The following is a 16,656-nucleotide window of genomic DNA, read 5'->3' as shown; positions in this document are numbered from 1 at the left end:
GGCAGTTGATGAGCAAGTGGAGCACGGTGGAATCCTGGTGAACCGGACGATCATGCTGCCGGCCTCGGTCGACGAGGCCGTCGAGGCGCTGGCCGCCACCCCGGGCGCGGTGCCGGTGGCCGGCGCCACCGACCTGATGGAGGCCGTCAACGCCGGCCGGCTCCGCCCCGCCGCCCTGATCGGCCTCGGCCGGATCACCGAACTGCGCGGCTGGCGCTACGAGGACGGCGGCACCGCCGTCCTCGGCGCCGGGCTGACCCACGCCCGGATGGACCGGCCCGACTTCGCGGCGCTGATCCCCGCGCTCGCCGACGCCGCCCGCACCGCCGGCCCCCCGCAGGTCCGCAACGTCGGCACCCTCGGCGGCAACCTGGCCACCGCCGCCGCCACCGGCGACACCCTCCCCGTGCTCGCCGCCCTGGAGGCCACCGCCACCCTCGTCCGGGCCGGCGGCACCCGCGAAGTGCCCGTCAGCCACGTGCTCACCGGCCTCGACCCGATCCGCCCGGGCGAACTGCTCACCTGGGTCCGGGTCCCGCTGCTGAACGCCCCGCAGGTCTTCCTCAAGTCCACCGGCCGCAGCGGCCCCGCCCGCGCCACCGCCTCCGTCGCCCTGGTCCTCGACCCCGCCCGCCGCGCCGTGCGCTGCGCCGTCGGCGCCGTCGCGCCGGTGCCGCTGCGCCCGCTGGAGGCCGAGGCCTGGGTGGCCGGCTGCATCGACTGGGACGCCCGCAACGAGGAGGGCGCCACCTCCATCGACCCCGCCGCCCTGGCGGCCTTCGGCGAGTACGTCGCCGGGGCCTGCATCCCCGACGGCGCCCTGGAGGGCGTGGGCGAGGGGCCGAGCGCCGCCGCCGTCCGGCTGCGGCGTACCGTGGCGGTACTGGCCCGCCGGGCACTTGGAAGGGCGCTGAAGTGACGGACCACCCGACGACCGAGCAGCCGACCGGGCAGCCGACCGTACTCGGCGGCGACGTGCGCCCCTGCGCCTCCTACACGCTCCGCGTCAACGGCTTCGAACGGCCCGTCACCGACGCGTGGATCGGCGAGAGCCTGCTGTACGTGCTGCGCGAGCGGCTCGGCCTGGCCGGCGCCAAGGGCGGCTGCGAACAGGGCGAGTGCGGCGCCTGCTCGGTCCAGGTGGACGGCCAGCTGGTGGCCGGCTGCCTGGTGCCCGCGGCGCTCGCCGCCGACAGCGAGATCGCCACCGTCGAGGGCCTCTCCGAGGCCGGCGGCCCCAGCGACGTCCAGCGGGCGCTGGCCGAGTCCGGCGCCGTCCAGTGCGGCTACTGCACCCCCGGCCTCGCGATGGCCGTGCACGACCTGCTCCAGCGCAACCACCGGCCCAGCGACGTCGAGGCGCGCCAGGCGCTCTGCGGCAACCTCTGCCGCTGCACCGGCTACCGCGGCGTGCTGGCCGCCGTCCAGACCGTCGCCGACCGGCGCGAGGCGGAACTGGAGGCCGAGGCCGAGGCGGCCGCCGACCAGGCCGCCGCCGAGCCGGCGACCCCCGCCCACCAGGCGCCGCCCGCGCCGGCCGCCGCGCAGTCCGCCGCCGACCTCCCCCTGGCCGGCGAACTCCCGCTGTACGCCGACTCCGAACTGTGGGTGGAGGCCGACCAGTTCCAGGCCGAACGGCCCGCCGCCGCCGGCACCGGCGGGTACGGCACCCCGCACGGAGCCCTGCACGGCGGCTACGACACCGGCGGCCACCCGCAGGCGGCCGAGCAGGCCGACTACGCGACCGGCAGCTACCCCGTCGTACCGCCGCAGCCCACCGGGTACGACACCGGCTACTACCCGGCCCCCGGCCACGAGCCCACCCCGGCGCACGGCACCGCGCACGACGGCCCCGGCCGGGACACCACCCCCGCCCACGGCACCCCGTACCTGCCCACCCCCCCGCACGGCACCGGGCACCCCGCGGCCGGCTACCCCGCCGCCGGCTACCCCGCGGCCGGCTACCCGGAGCACCCGACGCCCGGCTTCGAGCCCGGCGGGTACGACCCGAACGCCTTCGAGGCCGGCAGCTACGAGGGCACGGTCTACGAGAACCCGGCCTACGACGCCTCCGGCTACGACGGCACCACCCCCGCCCACGGGATCCTCCTCCCTGAGGACAGGAACGCATGAGCTCGCCCACCGACCTCGCGCCCGCACCCGCACCCGCCCCCGCACCCACCGAGGACGGCCCGGCCCCCGAGCCCTTCGGCCTGGGCAGCTCACCCCTGCGCACCGACGCGCTCCCCAAGGCGCTCGGCATCTACCCGTACGCCGCCGACCTGTGGGCCGAGGGACTGCTCTGGGGCGCCGTGCTGCGCTCCCCGTACCCGCACGCCCGGATCGTCGCCGTCGACACCTCGGCCGCCCTGGCCGTCCCCGGCGTCCACGCCGTGGTCACCGCCGCCGACCTGCCGGCCGGCCCCGACGGCAGCGCCGACGGGGCCCCGCACGGCCCGATCGTCGCCGACCGGCCGATCCTCGCCGCCGGCGTCGTCCGCCACCACGGCGAACCGGTCGCCGCGGTCGCCGCCGACCACCCCGACACCGCCCGGCTGGCCGCCTCGCTCGTCCTGGTCGAGTACGAGCCGCTGGAGGCCGTCACCGACCCCGAAGCCGCCTTCAACGCCCCGCCGCTGCACCCCGACGGCAACCTCTTCCGCCACCTGCCGCTGCGCACCGGCGACCCGGAGGCCGTCGGCGAGGTCGTGGTCGAGGGGCTCTACCAGGTCGGCCGCCAGGACCCGGCCCCGATCGGCGCCGAGGCCGGCCTCGCCGTGCCCCGCCCGGACGGCGGCGTCGAGCTGCACCTGTCCACCACCGACCCGCACGGCGACCGTGACCGCACCGCCGCCTGCCTCGGCCTCGAACCGGACCGGGTCCGGCTGGTCGTCACCGGCGTGCCCGGCGCCACCGCCGACCGCGAGGACCTCTCCTTCCAGGTCACCCTCGCCCTGCTCGCGCTGCGCACCGGCCGCCCGGTGAAGATGACCCTCACCCGCGAGGAGTCCTTCCAGACCCACACCACCCGCCACCCCGCGCTGCTGCGCTACCGCCACCACGCCGACGCCGACGGCCGGCTGGTCAAGGTCGAGGCGCAGATCCTGCTGGACGGCGGCGCCTACGCCGACGTCTCCTCGGAGGCGCTGGCCGCCGCCACCGCCTTCTCGGTCGGGCCGTACGTCTGCCCCAACGTCTTCGTCGACGCCTGGGCCGTGCGCACCAACAACCCGCCGGCCGGCCGGATGCGCGGCGAGGGCGCCCTCCAGGCCTGCTTCGCCTACGAGTCCCAGCTCGACCAGCTGGCCGCCCGGATCGGCATCGACCCGCTGGAGATCCGCCGCCGCAACGCGATGACCACCGGCGACCCGCTGCCCACCGGACAGTCCGTCACCTGCCCCGCCCCGGTCACCGCCCTGCTGGAGGCGATCGCCGAGCAGCCGCTGCCGGCGCTCCCGGTCGACGACCCGGAGGCCGACTGGCTGCTGCCCGGCGGCCCCGGCGGCGCGGGCGACCCCGCGGCCGTCCGCCGCGGCATCGGCTACGCGGTCGGCCTGGTGCACATGCTCGGCGCCGAGGGCGAGGACGAGGTCTCCACCGCGACCGTGCGGGTCAGCGGCGACCACGCCACCGTGATCTGCGCCGCCGTCGACTCGGGCCAGGGCTTCGCCACCCTCGCCCGGCAGATCGTGCAGTCCGTGCTCGGGGTCAGCGAGGTCTACATCGCGCCCGTGGACAGCGACCAGTCCGGCGCCGGGCCCTCCGCCCGCGGCCGGCACACCTGGGTCTCCGGCGGCGCCGTCGAACGCGCCGCGCTGATGGTCCGGCACCAGATGCTGCAACCGATCGCCGCGAACTTCGGCATGTCGGTGGAACTGCTCACGATCTCCGACGGCAAGATCACCTCCTACGACGGCGTGCTCGGCATGCCGGTCGGCGAGGCGCTGGAGGGCCGAGAGCTGTGGGCCACCGCCCAGTGCCGCCCGCACCCGACCGAGCCGCTCGACGAAGCCGGCCAGGGCGACGCCTTCGTCTCGATCGCGTTCTGCGCGATGCGCGCGGTGGTCGACGTCGACATCGAGCTCGGCGCCGTCCGGGTGGTCGACGTGACGGTGGCCCAGGACGTCGGCCGGGCCCTCAACCCGCGCCAGATCGAGGACCGGATCGAGGCCGGCGTCGCCCAGGGCGTCGGCCTGGCCCTGCTGGAGGACCTGCGCACCGAGGGCGGCCGGCTGGTCAACCCCTCGCTCACCGGCTACCGGCTGCCCACCGCCCTCGACACCCCGGACATCCGGATCGCCGCCCTGCTGGAGGAGCGCGACGTGGTCGCCACCTTCGGCGCCAAGGCGGTCAGCGCCGCACCCGCCGTGGTCGCCCCGGCCGCCGTCGCCGCCGCCGTCCGGGCCGCCACCGGCCTGCCGGTCGGCCGACTGCCGATCCTGCCCGAGGACGCCATCGTCGGCTGACCCGCGCCACGCGCCCGGGGGCCGCCCGGCCGCGGCCGGTACCATCGCCCTTCCGGGGCGCGGGGCGCGGGTCAGGTGAGGGGGACGGGACGATGGGAATGTTCGGCAGAGCCCGGTGGTCGGGCCCCTGGCCGGGCCGGCGGTCGGCCGGTGCCGTGCTGCTGGCCGCGGTGGGGCTGCTCGCCGGCGCGCCGGCGGCCACCGCCGACGACCTGCGCGACGAGCAGTGGGCCAACGAGTACTTCCAGCTCGACCAGGTCTGGCGGGTGACCAGGGGCGAGGGCGTCACCGTCGCGGTCATCGACAGCGGCGTCGACGCGGACCACCCCGATCTCACCGGCCAGGTCCTCCCCGGCTACGACCCCGGCGGCAAGGGCCTCAACACCAAGCCGTCCGACCCCCACGGCACCAGCATGGCCAGCCTGATCGCCGGCCACGGCCACGGCGCCGGCGGCGGCGCGGGCGTGGTCGGACTCGCCCCCGGGGCGAAGATCCTCCCGATCTACAAGGACGACGCGCGCGGCTACGACGCCGTCCCCGACGGCATCCGCTGGGCCGTCGACCACGGCGCCAAGGTGATCAACATCTCGCTGGGCGGCAAGGACGGCGCCAGCCGCGCCCTCAGCCAGGCCGTCGCGTACGCGGCGAAGAAGGACGTCCTGATCGTCGCGGCCGCCGGCAACGAGGGCGAGGCCCGCGTCATGAGCCCCGCCGACAGCCCCGGCGTGCTCGCCGTCTCGGCCGTCGACCGGCGGCTCGACGTGTGGGCCGAGTCCAGCTTCGGCCCGCAGATCATGCTGTCCGCCCCCGGCGTCGGCATCGTCGCCGCCGGCTCCTGCGACGAGCAGCAGTACTGCGTCGGCGAGGGCACCTCCGACGCCACCGCCTACGTCTCCGGCGCGGCCGCCCTGGTCCGTGCCAAGTACCCCGACCTGACCGCCGGCCAGGTCGCCGCCCGCCTGGTCGCCTCCGCCCTCGTCACCCCCGGCCTCCGCGGCGCGCACCTGCCCGACCAGCGCTACGGCTACGGAGTCCTGCGCCCGTACGAGGCCCTCACCCAGACCATCCCGCCCGGCCCCGCCGAGGGCCCGCTCGCCCGGCCGGTCGCCGCCGACACCGCGGCCGCACCCGGCGACACGGCCGGCCGCCACCGCGCCGCCCCGGTCGGCGGGGCGTCCGCCTCCGGTGGCGGGCTGTCACTCGGCCTGCTGTACCTCGCGATTCCCGCCGCGATCGTCACTGCCCCCGCCCTCCTTCGCCGCCTCCGGACCCGCACCCCGGAACCCCTCGCCCCACCCCGGGAGCCCGCCGCCCCGCCCCGACCCTGAGCCCGCGTCAGCGACCCTCCGCACGCCCCCGATCGCCGGGGGTGCTGCACACCCGACGTGGTCGGGCGATACGATCGAACGGCCCGGCCTGATGGGGGCCATTGCGAGACACGGGTAGCGGTAGCCGACTGACGGGGTGCTGATGACGCTGACCAGAGCCATGCGAGTACTGGGCGCCACGGCGCTCACCGGTGCACTAGTCCTGTCCGCGGCCCCGACGGCGTCGGCGGACCAGGTGCGGGACGCCCAGTGGGTCAACCAGTACTTCAAGTTGGACAAGATCTGGCAGGTGACCAAGGGCGAGGGCGTCACCGTCGCCGTCATCGACAACGGCGTGGACGGCACGCATGCGGACCTGACCGGTCAGGTCCTGCCGGGCTTCGACCCGGGCAACCAGGGCCGCGAGTCCAAGCCGACGGACCCGCACGGCACCAAGATGGCCAGCCTGATCGCCGCCCACGGCCACGGCGCGGACGCGGGCGCTGTCGGCCTTGCTCCCGGGGTCAAGATCCTTCCCATCATGAGCACCTACGACAACGGCAAGGACGCGACACCCGAGGCGATCCGCTGGGCGGTGGACAAGGGCGCCAAGGTGATCAACCTCTCGATCGGCGGCACTCGTCCGCCGACGCAGAAGGAGGAGGACGCCGTCGCCTACGCCCTCCAGAAGGACGTCCTGGTCGTGGCAGCCGCCGGGAACGAGGCCACGAGTCCGGTGACCAGCCCGGGAAGTGTGCCGGGTGTGCTGACCGTCGGCGCCGTGGACAAGACCGGGACCATCTGGAAGAACTCCAACTACGGTCCTGAGGTCCTGATCGCGGCCCCGGGCGTCGATATCGTGAGCGCGGGCCCCTGCTCCGGTGGAACGTACTGCGTCGGCGACGGCACCTCGGACTCGACGGCGTTCGTCTCTGCCGCGGCCGCCCTCGTACGGGCCAAGTACCCGAAGTTGACCGCGGGCCAGGTCGCCAACCGACTGGTGAAGACGGCGCTGGCGCCGGCCGCCCTGGGCGGGGCGAAGCTCCCGGACCAGCACTACGGGTACGGCATCGTTCAGCCCTACGAGGCCCTGACGAAGGACATCCCGGCCGGTTCGGAACTGGGCCCGCTGGCGAAGCCGGCCGGCAGCGGCGCGGCCGGGTCGACCGCGCCGTCGTCCGCGGGGTCGACCGGAGCGCCCGCACCCGGAACGGGGACGCTTCCGCCGCTCGCCTCGACCGGCTCCGACTCCAAGTCCTCGGTCCTGGTGATCGGGCTGGTCGTCCTGGTCGGCCTGGTCCTGCTCGTGGTGGTGATCGTCGCCGTCTCTCGGCGCAACCGCCGCCAGCAGCCGGCCCCGCCGCTCCAGCAGCCCCACGCCGGGGCGCCGGGCTGGCCCGCCCAGCAGCCCTACGGCGGCCAGGCGCCGCCGCCCGGCTACCCGCAGCAGCCGCCGTACGGCGGACAGCCGCCCCACCAGGGGTACCCGCCGCACCAGCAGCAGCCGTACCAGAACAACCCGTATCAGGACGGTAACCAACAGCGTTGAGGGTGTGTCAGGGCGTCAGCCCGAAGCGCTACCATCGAACGCTCTAGCTAGTCAGTACCCGCCTGTGCAGACAGGCGGATTCACGGGGAAGAACGAGATTTCCAGGGGGAGAGGGTCGCGTGTCCGACGGATACCGCGTCAACACCGATGAGTTGGAGGCAGTCGTCAAGCGGCTGCGGACCCTCCAGCAGGGCATCAACGAGTGCGGGAACAAGGCCAAGTACAACACCGTGGTGACCCGCGAGGACTTCGGTGGCGACTTCCTTGAGGCCCAAGCGATGTATGCCGCGCACGGCAAGATGCAGCAGTTCCTGACCACCACGATCTCCAAGCTGGACGCGTTGATCAACGAGTTCGGCGACAAGACCCACACGGTCAACGAGGCCTACAAGGGTCGGGAGTACGACGGCGTGACGGTCATGAACGGAGGGGTGGCCTGAGATGGCGGACAACGGTCCCGAGACGAAGTTCGAGGGCTACGACCTGATCCCGCTCAAGGGGATGCTGTCGAATGCCAAGCCCGGACGGCTCCAGGAGGTCAGCCAGCACTGGATCAACGTGCACGCCGAGCTCCAGCAGGCGGCCGACGAGCTGCAGAAGGCCGTCGAGCACGCGAACGCCAACTGGGAGGGGGCGGCCGCCAACGGTTTCACCGGCAAGGCGGGTGAGATCCACACCAGCCTGACCAACACGGCGGCGCATGCCAAGAACACGTCCGCCGCTCTGGAGATTGCCGGGCAGGCGCTCCAGCAGGCCCAGAGCACCATGCGGCAGGTCCGGGTTCCGGGCAAGCTGGAGAGCGGCGCCAAGCTGCTGGGTGACGGTTTCGACCGCTCCGACGCCCAGTTCAAGGCGGACGTCGCGGGCGGGATGAACCGGATCGACGCCGTCAACAAGAACAAGGACGACCTGTCGGCGACGGAGGTCCAGCACCAGTACGCCATCGGGATCATGGAGTATCTCGGCCCGGAGTACAACAAGGCTGCTGCTTTCCTGGACGAGACCGACGGGAACACGAGCAAGGGCGGCGACAAGGTCTTTCCGCCCCCGCCCGCGAACCCCGTCCCGCCCGGTGTCGGGTCCTCCACCATGCCGACGCCGGCCTTCCCGGAGGCTCCGACCGGCGGTGGCACCACGCCCGGGCAGGTGCCCGGGTCGATGCCCGGGTCGATCGACCCGCACAGCCCGACGTTCCAGCCCCCGCCGGCGCAGACGCTGCCCGGCACGGTCGGGCCGCATCCGGGCGGCGTCGTCCAGCCCCCCTCCACCGGCATCGACAGCTGGACCCCGCCCACGGGCGGCGGCCAGCCGGGTGGCGGGATCGGCGGCGGTGGCGGCGGCATCGGTGGCGGTGGCGGTATCGGTGGCGGCGGTGGTGGCATCGGCGGTGGCGGTATCGGCGGCGGGGGTGGGTACATCCCCGGCGGTCTCGGTGGTGGCGGTCTCGGCGGTGGCCGGGCCGGTGGCGGCATCGCCGGCGGTGCCGGTGGCGTCAAGAGCGGCGGTGGTACGGCCGGTGGTGCCGCGCGTCCGGGTGCGGCCGGCGGTGCCGGTGGCGCGGCCGGTGGTGCGGCCCAGGGCAAGGCCGGTGGCGCCGGTGCCGGTGGCATGGGCGGCGGTATGGGCGGCGGCGCCGGTGCCGGCGGGGCCAAGGGTGGCGCCGGCGGCAAGAGCAGCGGCCTGGTGCGCAAGGCCGGCGGTACGGTCGGCGGTGCGAAGCCGGGCAGCGCGAGCGGCCGGGCGTTCACCGAGGGCGGTTCCGGGCTCGGCAAGGGCCGTGGCGCGCAGAACGGCGCGGCGGGCGCGGGCGGCATGCACGGTGCCGGCGCCGGCGGGGCCGGCAAGGGCAAGAAGAAGGACGGTGGCAACCGCCCGGACTACCTCGTCGAGGACGAGGACACCTGGCGCGGTGGCACGGCCCTGCCGCCCGTGATCGAGTAGCGGTCGCGGCGGCGGGTCGGCCGCGGGGGCGTTCCCGGTGACGGGGGCGCCCCCGCGGCGTTTCTTTTCGGCGTCCCGGTTCCGGTGCCGCCCCGCTCGAATATGAATTGATAGCATGCCGAATTCCCGGGCCGCATTTCTGCGGTCCGGGAATTCGGTGGGTGGAGGCCGTGGCGGGAATCGAACCCACGTAAACCGCTTTGCAGGCGGTTCCCTGAACCACTCGGGCACACGGCCGGGAGGGTGACGGGCGCTCGGGCCGCGTCGAATCGGGGGAGAGGCGCGCTCAGGCGCGACAGCTGGGGCGGCAACAGGGGGCGCAGGGGCGGACGGCCGCGTTGCGGGCCTCCGGGCTCCTGTTCATCGCCGTCTCCTGTCGTTGTCACCGCGAGGGGCGGCCGGGTTTTCCGGCCTGCCGTGCTGATGAATTCATCTTATGCGGCGCTACCCGGTGCGCGTCAATATCCGATTATGAATTCTGTGTGTCGTGGTGTGCTACGGTCGATCGGAGGCGGTGAAGTGATCGCCCCGGACGAGGTGCGTCGTACCCGGCAGGCCAAGACGACGCAGTACAGCAGTGGCAGCGCAGGGCTGCCGCTCACTGACTGCGGAGGAGTCTGTCGTGATCGCCTGGGTGGTTCTGGTCGTCGCCGGGGTGCTGGAGACGGTCTGGGCGGTGGCCCTGGAGGGTTCCAGGGGGTTCTCCCGGCCGGTGCCGAGCCTGGTGTTCGTAGTGGCGCTGGCGTTCTCGATGGGCGGGCTGGCGTACGCGATGCGCAGCATTCCGCTGGGGACGGGTTACGCGGTCTGGGTCGGCATCGGTGCGATCGGCACGGCGCTGTACGGGATGGTGGCGCTGGGGGACGCGGCGACGGCGGCCCGGGTGACCTGTCTGCTGCTGATTCTCTCGGGGGTGGTGGGTCTCAAGGTGCTGCACTGACACGGTGCTGCACTGACACGGTGCCCGGCCGGCCGGCCGATCGGTCGTAGGTCCGGGGGCGGAGCCGGAATCCGCCTCCCGTCAGGAGTCATCCAGAGCCACGGGTCTTACGATGGCTGGCATGACCACAGCCTCCACCACCTCGGTCGACAGCGCCCGGACCCCGCAGCCGCCCTCCTCCGAGGACGGCGTGCTGAGCGGTCCCTACCGGGCGCTGACCCTGGGCATCGTGTCGGTCGTGCTGCTGCTCGCGTTCGAGGCGACGGCCGTCAACACGGCGATGCCGGTGGCGGCCCGTCAGCTGGACGGCCTGGGCCTGTACGCGTTCGCGTTCTCCGGCTACTTCACCACCACGCTGTTCGCCCTGGTGCTCTCCGGGCAGTGGTGCGACCGGCGCGGCCCGCTGGCCCCGCTGTTCACCGGCATCGCGGTCTTCGGCGCGGGGCTGGTGATGGCCGGGACGGCGGTCGGCATGTGGCTCTTCGTCGCCGGCCGCGCGGTCCAGGGCCTCGGCGGCGGTCTGGTGATCGTGGCGCTGTACGTGGTGGTCGGCCGGGCGTTCCCGGAACGGCTGCGGCCGTCCGTGTTCGCGGCCTTCTCGGCGGCCTGGGTGCTGCCGTCGATCGTGGGGCCGCTGGTGTCGGGTGCGGTGACCCAGCACCTGGGCTGGCGCTGGGTGTTCCTGGCCGTGCCGGTGCTGATCCTGCTGCCGCTGGCGGTGATGGGCCCGGCGCTGCGCCGGGCCGAACGGGCCCAGCCGTCCTCGGTGGCGGTGCCGTACGACCGGCGCCGCACCGTGCTCGCGGCGATGGCGGCACTCGGCGCGGGGCTGCTCCAGTACGCGGGGCAGCGGCTCGACCCGGTCGGGCTGCTGCCGGCGGTGGCGGGGGCGGCGCTGCTGCTGCCGGCGGTGGTGCGGCTGCTGCCGCCGGGGACGCTGCTGGCGGCCCGGGGCCTGCCGACGGTGATCCTGCTGCGCGGGGTGGCGGCCGGGGCGTTCTTCGCGGCGGAGGCGTTCATCCCGCTGATGATGGTGACCCAGCGCGGCCTGTCGCCGACGCTGGCCGGTCTGACGCTGACCAGTGGCGGGCTGTCCTGGGCGCTGGGTTCGTTCCTGCAGGGCAGGCCGTGGGCCGAGCGGCACCGCGAGGCACTGATCCGGCTGGGCTTCGTGCTGACCGCGGTGGCGATCGCCGGGGCGGCCCTGGTGCTGGTCCCGGCGGTGCCGACGGTGGTGGCGGCGGTGGCCTGGGCGGTCGGCGGGATCGGCATGGGGCTGGCGGTGGCCAGCATCAGCGTGCTGATGATGAAGCTCTCGGCGGCCGAGGACACCGGCGCCAACTCGGCGGCGCTGCAGCTGAGCGACGCGCTGGGCAACGTGCTGCTGATCGGTCTGGCCGGGGTGCTGTTCGCGGCGCTCGGCGGTGGCGCGGTGGCCACCGCCGGGGACGGGCCGACACCGGCCGGCCCGTTCGCGGCGATCTTCCTGGTGATGACCGGGGTCGCGCTGGTGGGCGCGCTGGTCGCGGGGCGGACCGGAGTCCCGTCCCGGACCGCCGCCGGTGCGGCCGGTGCCTCAGGAGGGCTGGGGGACGACCTGGGCTGAGGCCGGCGGGTTGGAGGGCGAGGGCCCCGGCCCGCCGAGGTACTCCGCCCAGCCGCCGGTCGGGGCCTGGCCCATCGGCAGCGCCTGGAGCTTGCGCAGCACCGCCGGGTCCTGCACCTCCAGCCACTCGATCAGCTGGCGGAACGACACCAGCCGGACCTCCGGCCGTGACGCGATGGTCTTCAGGACCTCCTCGACGGCGTTCATGTAGATGCCGCCGTTCCACTCCTCGAAGTGGTTGCCGATGATCAGCGGCGCCCGGTTGGTGCTGTACGCGCGCTCGAAGCCGGCCAGGTAGGAGTCGCGGGCCTGGGTCTGCCAGGCGGCGCGGCGGGCGGGGTCGCCCTTGGTGTTGGAGCCGGACTGGTTGTACATGATGTTGTAGTCCATCGAGAGCACCTGGAAGGTGTGCCCGGGGAACGGGATGGACTGCAGCGGCATGTCCCACAGTGCGCCGCCCTGGATCTTCTGCGGCCAGACCTGGAGCCCGCCGACGCCACTGCTGTCGTACTTCCAGTTGCGCTTGACGGCGGTCGGCAGCAGGCCGCGCTGGCCCTCCAGGCAGGGGGTGCGGGAGCCGATCAGCTCCTTGCGGTAGTCGAAGGGGAGCGCGGGCAGGTCGAAACCGGTGTTGGTCTTCCAGTTCATGACGAAGGACATCGCCTGCTCGATCTCGCTGTCCCAGTCCTCGGGCGACCAGGCGGCGCCGCCGGTGGGGCCGCAGAAGTGCCCGTTGAAGTGGGTGCCGATCTCGTGGCCCTCCAGCCAGGCGGCGCCCAGCTGGGTGAGGGTCTCGTGGATGTGCTCGTCGGTGAGGTAGCCGATGTCGGATGCGCCGATCGGGTGCTGCGGCGGCCGGTAGAGGGTCTTCTTGCCCTCCGGGACGGCGTAGACCCCGCTGAAGAAGAAGGTCATCCCGGCGTTGTGTTCCTTGGCCAGCTGCCGGAACCGGCTGAACAGCTTGTTGTCGAGTTCGCCCGCGCCGTCCCAGGAGAAGACCACGAACTGCGGCGGGCGCTCGCCCAGCTTCAGCTGTTCGGCGGCGGGCTGGTTGGGCTGGGCGCCGGTGTCCGAGGTGGAGCCGTCGCCGATCAGGGTGACCACGGGCAGCGGCTTGGGGCCCTGGCCGGTGGCATCGGTGGCGCCGGTGGCGTGGTCGGGCCCGGGGCTCTGTTCGCCCCCGCTGCCGCCGCCCTTGCCTGAGCAGCCGGCCACCAGGGTGGCGGCGGTGGCGGCACCGGCGGCGAGCAGGGTTCGGCGGGGGAGGGCTTCCATGGTCACATCCGTTCGCGGGGGTGGGGTGTCCTGGCAGCGACACTGGCTGGTCGTACTGACGGACAGTCCGATAAGTCCAGTATTGGGACCTGGGCGGATCGGGGCCACAGCATGGCACGGCGGCGCGCGAGTCCCCGGTAGGCGTGGCGAGTGGCGCACTCGATCGCCCGCGCGCCGATCGCGCGCTCATCCGTTCGGCCGAGTGCCCGCGCCGCCGGGTGGCAGGGGGCTGCTGAACCGTCGTCAGATGGAGCCACGTCATGCGGCCCGCCGGAGGTGCGTCCAGCGATGTGGGAGTGGGTGACCGACGCCTACCGGGAGCGGATCGTGGACTCCGGCCGCGAGCCGCTCTTCCTGCTGCTGGTCGGACTGATCCTGTCGTTCCTCTTCATCCGCTTCAGCGTCCGGATGATCCGCCGCGGCACCAGGTGGTGGCCCGGCAACGTCACCCCCGGCGGCATGCACATCCACCACGTGGTCTTCGGGCAGGCCCTGATGCTGATCTGCGGCGTCTCGGCGTTCGCCATCCGCGGCGACGGCGGCCAGGCCTGGAACTGGCTCGGCTTCGGGTTCGGCATCGGCGCCGGCCTGGTCCTCGACGAGTTCGCGCTGGTCCTGCACCTGGAGGACGTCTACTGGAGCGAGCAGGGACGCAAGTCGGTGGACGCGGTGATCATGGCGGTGGCCGTGATCGGGCTGCTGCTCCTCGGCGAGCTGCCGTTCGGCGGCTTCACCCGCAGGCTGAACGTCAGCCAGGTCGTCGGGGCCGTCGTGCTGCTGGGACTGGTCGTCGTCAGCCTGTTCAAGGGCAAGCTGTGGACCGGGCTGCTCGGGGTGATGCTCTGGCCGATCGCCCTGGTCGGCGCCGTCCGGCTGGCCCGCCCGCAGAGCCCCTGGGCCCGCTGGCGCTACCTGGCCCGCCCCAAGCGGATGGCCCGCGCGGAGCGGCGGGAGGCCAGGATCCACGGCCGGATCGGGGCCTGGCGCAACGCCACGTACAACTTCGTGGCGGGCGCGCCCGACCCGTCCGTCGAACCCGTCGCCGTCCCGGTGATCCCGCCGCCCGAGTCCGAGTTCTGGGAGCCCGAGCCGGTCGCCCCCTGGCGTGAGCGCTGCGCGGGCGCCGCCGAGTGGTACGTCCGGATCGCCGCGCTGCTCTGCCTGCTGGCCGGCCTGATCACGCCCTTCCGCGACCAGGTCAGGCGGGCCAACACCGGCCAGTTCTTCACCCCCGTCCTGATGACGGCCGGCTTCACCTCGGCACTGTTCGCGGGCCTGCTCGCGGTCATGCTGCGACGCCGCAAGCGGGCCGCCTGGCTGGTCACCACCACGGTGGTGGCGCTCTACGCCGCGGTCTTCCTGCTGGCACTGGCCTACCACGAGTACCGCCAGCACCCCTTCAACTGGGTGTCGGCGGTGCTCACCTACGGCCTGCTGGCCGTCCTGGTGCTCGCCCGGCCGGCCTTCCAGGCCCGCGGCGACCGCCGCAACGTCCCGCTCGCGCTGGCCGTCCTGGTGGTCGGCGGCGCGGTGCTGTCGGTGCTCGGCGCCGCCGTGGTCCGGCTCACCTACGAGGGCACCCCGCCCGCCTGGGGCGACAGCATCCTGTACGTGCTGCTGCGCCTGATCACCCTGTCCGGCGTCGTCGAGTACGCCGACGTGGACCTGCCCGGCTGGGTCGACCTCGGCATCAACCTCTTCGGCGCCGCCCTGCTGCTGCTCGCCCTGCGGGCGCTCTTCCGCTCGCCGCGCGGACGGCGGCACCTGGAGCCCGAGGACGAGCAGCGGCTGCGCGCCCTGCTCGACCGGCACGGCGGCCGCGACTCGCTCGGCTACTTCGCGCTGCGCCGCGACAAGTCGGTCTGCTGGTCGCCGTCCGGCAAGGCCGCCGTGCTCTACCGGGTGGTCAACGGCGTCGCCCTGGCCTCCGGCGACCCGATCGGCGACCCCGAGGCCTGGCCGCAGGCGATCGAGAAGTGGTGGCAGGAGGTCCGCCGGCACGCCTGGGTCCCGGCGGTCACCGGCGCCGGCGAGCAGGCCGGTACGGCGTACCGGCGGGTGACCGGTCTGCGGGCGCTGGAGTTCGGCGACGAGGCGGTGGTCGAGACGGCCGGCTTCAGCCTGGAGGGGCGGTCGATGCGGACCCTGCGCCAGACGTCCAACCGGGTCCGCAAGGCCGGGTACCGGGTGGTGCTGCGCCGGCACCGGGAGATCCCGGTGGAGGAGCTGGCCGAGCTGGTGCGGCTCGCCGACGCCTGGCGGCACGGGCGCACCGAGCGCGGCTTCTCGATGGCGCTCGGCCGGCTCGGCGACCCGGCCGACGGCGACTGCCTGATGGCCGAGTGCCGGGACGAGAACGACCGCACCTGCGCGCTGCTCAGCTTCGTCCCCTGGGGCGCGCACGGCCTGTCGCTGGACCTGATGCGCCGTGACCGGGAGTCGGACAACGGCCTGGTCGAGTACCTGATCACCGAGCTGCTGCGGTGCTCCGCCGAGGGCGATCCGCAGGTCGCCCGGGTCTCGCTGAACTTCGCGATGTTCCGGGCGGTCTTCGAGGAGGGCGGCAAGCTGGGCGCCGGCCCGGTGCTCCGGCTGTGGCGCGGCGTCCTGCGCTTCTTCTCCCGGTGGTGGCAGCTGGAGTCCCTGTACCGGGCCAACGCCAAGTACCAGCCCGACTGGGAGCCCCGCTACCTGCTGTACGAGAAGTCCTCCGAGCTGCCGGCCGTCGCGATCGCCAACGCCACCGCGGAGGGCTTCCTCAGCCGGCCCCGGCTGCCGAGCGTCCGCTCGCTGCGGCGCGGCCGGGCGGCGGAGAGCGCGCGGTGAGGACCCGTCAGAGCGTCCCGCCCGTTCGGTGCGCTGCGGATGCCGCCGGGCCGGGCACCGGGTTTGACTGGGCTGGTCGGAGCGGGTCGGCAGCGGGGAGCGCAGGTGGGCGGAGAACAGGCCAGGAGCCCCTGGCCCGGGACGCTGGCGGCCGGCACCGCGCTGGTCCTCGGTGCCTGGCTGGTCCAGCACGGCGGCACCGGCCTGCCGCCCGGACCGGGCGCCGACCAGGCCTTCGACGGCCGTGCCGTGGCCGGCCCGGTGGTGCCGCCGCTGCCGCACTCGGTGCCCACCCGGCTGCGGATCCCGGTGATCGGCGTCGACGCCCCGTTCACCCCGCTGGCGCTGGACGGCGACGGCCGGCTCCAGGCGCCGCCGGAAGCCGACCGGAACCTGGCCGGCTGGTACCGGGACGGCTCCGCGCCGGGCCAGCGGGGCGCGGCGATCGTGGCCGGCCACGTCGACAACCTGAACGGCCCCGCCGTCTTCTACCGGCTCGGCAGCCTGCGCAGGGGCGACCAGCTGGAGATCCTGCGGGCCGACCGGGCCACCGCCTTCTTCGCCGTGGACGCGGTCGAGGTCTACCCGAAGGCGGACTTCCCCGACGCCAAGGTCTACGCCCCCACCGGGGACGCCCAGTTGCGCCTGATCACCTGCGGCGGGGGCTTCACCCGGCAGGGCGGCTACGACGGCAACGTGGTCGTCTTCGCCCACCTGGTCCGCACCCTGCGGGCCTGACCCGCCCG

12 protein-coding genes, 1 tRNA gene and 1 riboswitch are annotated in these 16,656 nt (G+C 74.2%); of the genes, 11 read left to right on the top strand and 2 right to left on the bottom strand.

Translation table 11 applies throughout. The annotated features are described in order from the left end of the window. Nucleotides 1-52 precede the first annotated feature (52 nt). The 7 genes from ACIOFR_RS20375 to ACIOFR_RS20345 all read left to right on the top strand — a co-directional run bounded on the left by ACIOFR_RS20375 (nt 53) and on the right by ACIOFR_RS20345 (nt 9,263). Nucleotides 53-919 (top strand): FAD binding domain-containing protein, encoded by an 867-nt coding sequence (locus ACIOFR_RS20375; RefSeq protein WP_400999219.1) that lies wholly within the window; start codon nt 53-55, stop codon nt 917-919. Next, nucleotides 916-2,133 carry a 2Fe-2S iron-sulfur cluster-binding protein gene (locus tag ACIOFR_RS20370; RefSeq protein ID WP_400999140.1) on the top strand — a complete coding sequence of 406 codons (1,218 nt, stop codon included), beginning with the start codon at nt 916-918 and terminating at the stop codon, nt 2,131-2,133. The genes ACIOFR_RS20375 and ACIOFR_RS20370 overlap by 4 nt, the downstream gene beginning before the upstream one ends. Next, complete coding sequence (locus ACIOFR_RS20365; RefSeq protein ID WP_400999138.1) at nt 2,130-4,466, top strand: xanthine dehydrogenase family protein molybdopterin-binding subunit; 2,337 nt, start codon at nt 2,130-2,132, stop codon at nt 4,464-4,466. Before ACIOFR_RS20370 ends, ACIOFR_RS20365 begins: the two co-directional genes overlap by 4 nt. 98 nt (nt 4,467-4,564) lie before the next feature. Then, on the top strand, nt 4,565-5,794 hold the full coding sequence (locus tag ACIOFR_RS20360; protein ID WP_400999136.1) for a S8 family serine peptidase: 1,230 nt from the start codon (nt 4,565-4,567) through the stop codon (nt 5,792-5,794). 142 nt (nt 5,795-5,936) lie between these two features. Then, entirely contained in the window at nt 5,937-7,322 is a 1,386-nt protein-coding gene (locus ACIOFR_RS20355) for a S8 family serine peptidase (protein WP_400999134.1), read from the top strand. 119 nt (nt 7,323-7,441) lie between these two features. Beyond that, nucleotides 7,442-7,762: a hypothetical protein gene (locus ACIOFR_RS20350; protein ID WP_400999132.1), complete on the top strand. Its 321-nt coding sequence runs from the start codon at nt 7,442-7,444 to the stop codon at nt 7,760-7,762. A gap of 1 nt (nt 7,763) precedes the next feature. Next, nucleotides 7,764-9,263 (top strand): WXG100 family type VII secretion target, encoded by a 1,500-nt coding sequence (locus ACIOFR_RS20345; RefSeq protein ID WP_400999130.1) that lies wholly within the window; start codon nt 7,764-7,766, stop codon nt 9,261-9,263. Between the two features lie 162 nt (nt 9,264-9,425). Here the strand turns inward: ACIOFR_RS20345 and ACIOFR_RS20340 are convergent. Next, nucleotides 9,426-9,500: transfer RNA gene (locus ACIOFR_RS20340), tRNA-Cys, on the bottom strand. A 269-nt stretch (nt 9,501-9,769) separates the two neighbouring features. Further along, nucleotides 9,770-9,834, top strand: a riboswitch (guanidine-III (ykkC-III) riboswitch). Between the two features lie 54 nt (nt 9,835-9,888). Between ACIOFR_RS20340 and ACIOFR_RS20335 the strand changes: the two genes are divergently transcribed. Together ACIOFR_RS20335 and ACIOFR_RS20330 are read left to right on the top strand one after the other, a co-directional pair. Continuing rightward, nucleotides 9,889-10,203, top strand: a complete 315-nt coding sequence (locus tag ACIOFR_RS20335; RefSeq protein ID WP_400999217.1) for a DMT family transporter — start codon at nt 9,889-9,891, stop codon at nt 10,201-10,203. 112 nt (nt 10,204-10,315) lie between these two features. Then, a complete protein-coding gene (locus ACIOFR_RS20330; RefSeq protein ID WP_400999128.1) occupies nt 10,316-11,809 on the top strand; it encodes an MFS transporter in 1,494 nt (497 codons plus the stop codon). Here ACIOFR_RS20330 and ACIOFR_RS20325 read toward each other — a convergent pair. Beyond that, a complete protein-coding gene (locus tag ACIOFR_RS20325; RefSeq protein ID WP_400999126.1) occupies nt 11,780-13,084 on the bottom strand; it encodes a hypothetical protein in 1,305 nt (434 codons plus the stop codon). The genes ACIOFR_RS20330 and ACIOFR_RS20325 overlap by 30 nt on opposite strands. A gap of 288 nt (nt 13,085-13,372) precedes the next feature. Here ACIOFR_RS20325 and ACIOFR_RS20320 point away from each other — a divergent pair, with 288 nt between their 5' ends. Together ACIOFR_RS20320 and ACIOFR_RS20315 are read left to right on the top strand one after the other, a co-directional pair. Continuing rightward, a complete protein-coding gene (locus ACIOFR_RS20320; protein WP_400999124.1) occupies nt 13,373-15,910 on the top strand; it encodes a phosphatidylglycerol lysyltransferase domain-containing protein in 2,538 nt (845 codons plus the stop codon). A gap of 105 nt (nt 15,911-16,015) precedes the next feature. Further along, on the top strand, nt 16,016-16,648 hold the full coding sequence (locus ACIOFR_RS20315; protein ID WP_400999122.1) for a class F sortase: 633 nt from the start codon (nt 16,016-16,018) through the stop codon (nt 16,646-16,648). Nucleotides 16,649-16,656: the final 8 nt, after the last annotated feature.

The sequence above is a fragment of the Kitasatospora sp. NPDC088346 genome (assembly GCF_044740765.1).
Lineage (GTDB): Bacteria > Actinomycetota > Actinomycetes > Streptomycetales > Streptomycetaceae > Kitasatospora.
This window is presented reverse-complemented; position numbering and strand designations above follow the sequence as displayed.

What these genes read in the sequence shown, in the direction of transcription:
- ACIOFR_RS20355 (WP_400999134.1), top strand. Translation starts at nt 5,937, where the DNA reads ATGACGCTGACCAGAGCCATGCGAGTACTGGGCGCCACGGCGCTCACC.
- ACIOFR_RS20375 (WP_400999219.1), top strand. Translation starts at nt 53, where the DNA reads ATGCTGCCGGCCTCGGTCGACGAGGCCGTCGAGGCGCTGGCCGCCACC.
- ACIOFR_RS20325 (WP_400999126.1), bottom strand. Translation starts at nt 13,084, where the DNA reads ATGGAAGCCCTCCCCCGCCGAACCCTGCTCGCCGCCGGTGCCGCCACC.
- ACIOFR_RS20330 (WP_400999128.1), top strand. Translation starts at nt 10,316, where the DNA reads ATGGCTGGCATGACCACAGCCTCCACCACCTCGGTCGACAGCGCCCGG.
- ACIOFR_RS20360 (WP_400999136.1), top strand. Translation starts at nt 4,565, where the DNA reads ATGTTCGGCAGAGCCCGGTGGTCGGGCCCCTGGCCGGGCCGGCGGTCG.
- ACIOFR_RS20345 (WP_400999130.1), top strand. Translation starts at nt 7,764, where the DNA reads ATGGCGGACAACGGTCCCGAGACGAAGTTCGAGGGCTACGACCTGATC.
- ACIOFR_RS20365 (WP_400999138.1), top strand. Translation starts at nt 2,130, where the DNA reads ATGAGCTCGCCCACCGACCTCGCGCCCGCACCCGCACCCGCCCCCGCA.
- ACIOFR_RS20320 (WP_400999124.1), top strand. Translation starts at nt 13,373, where the DNA reads ATGTGGGAGTGGGTGACCGACGCCTACCGGGAGCGGATCGTGGACTCC.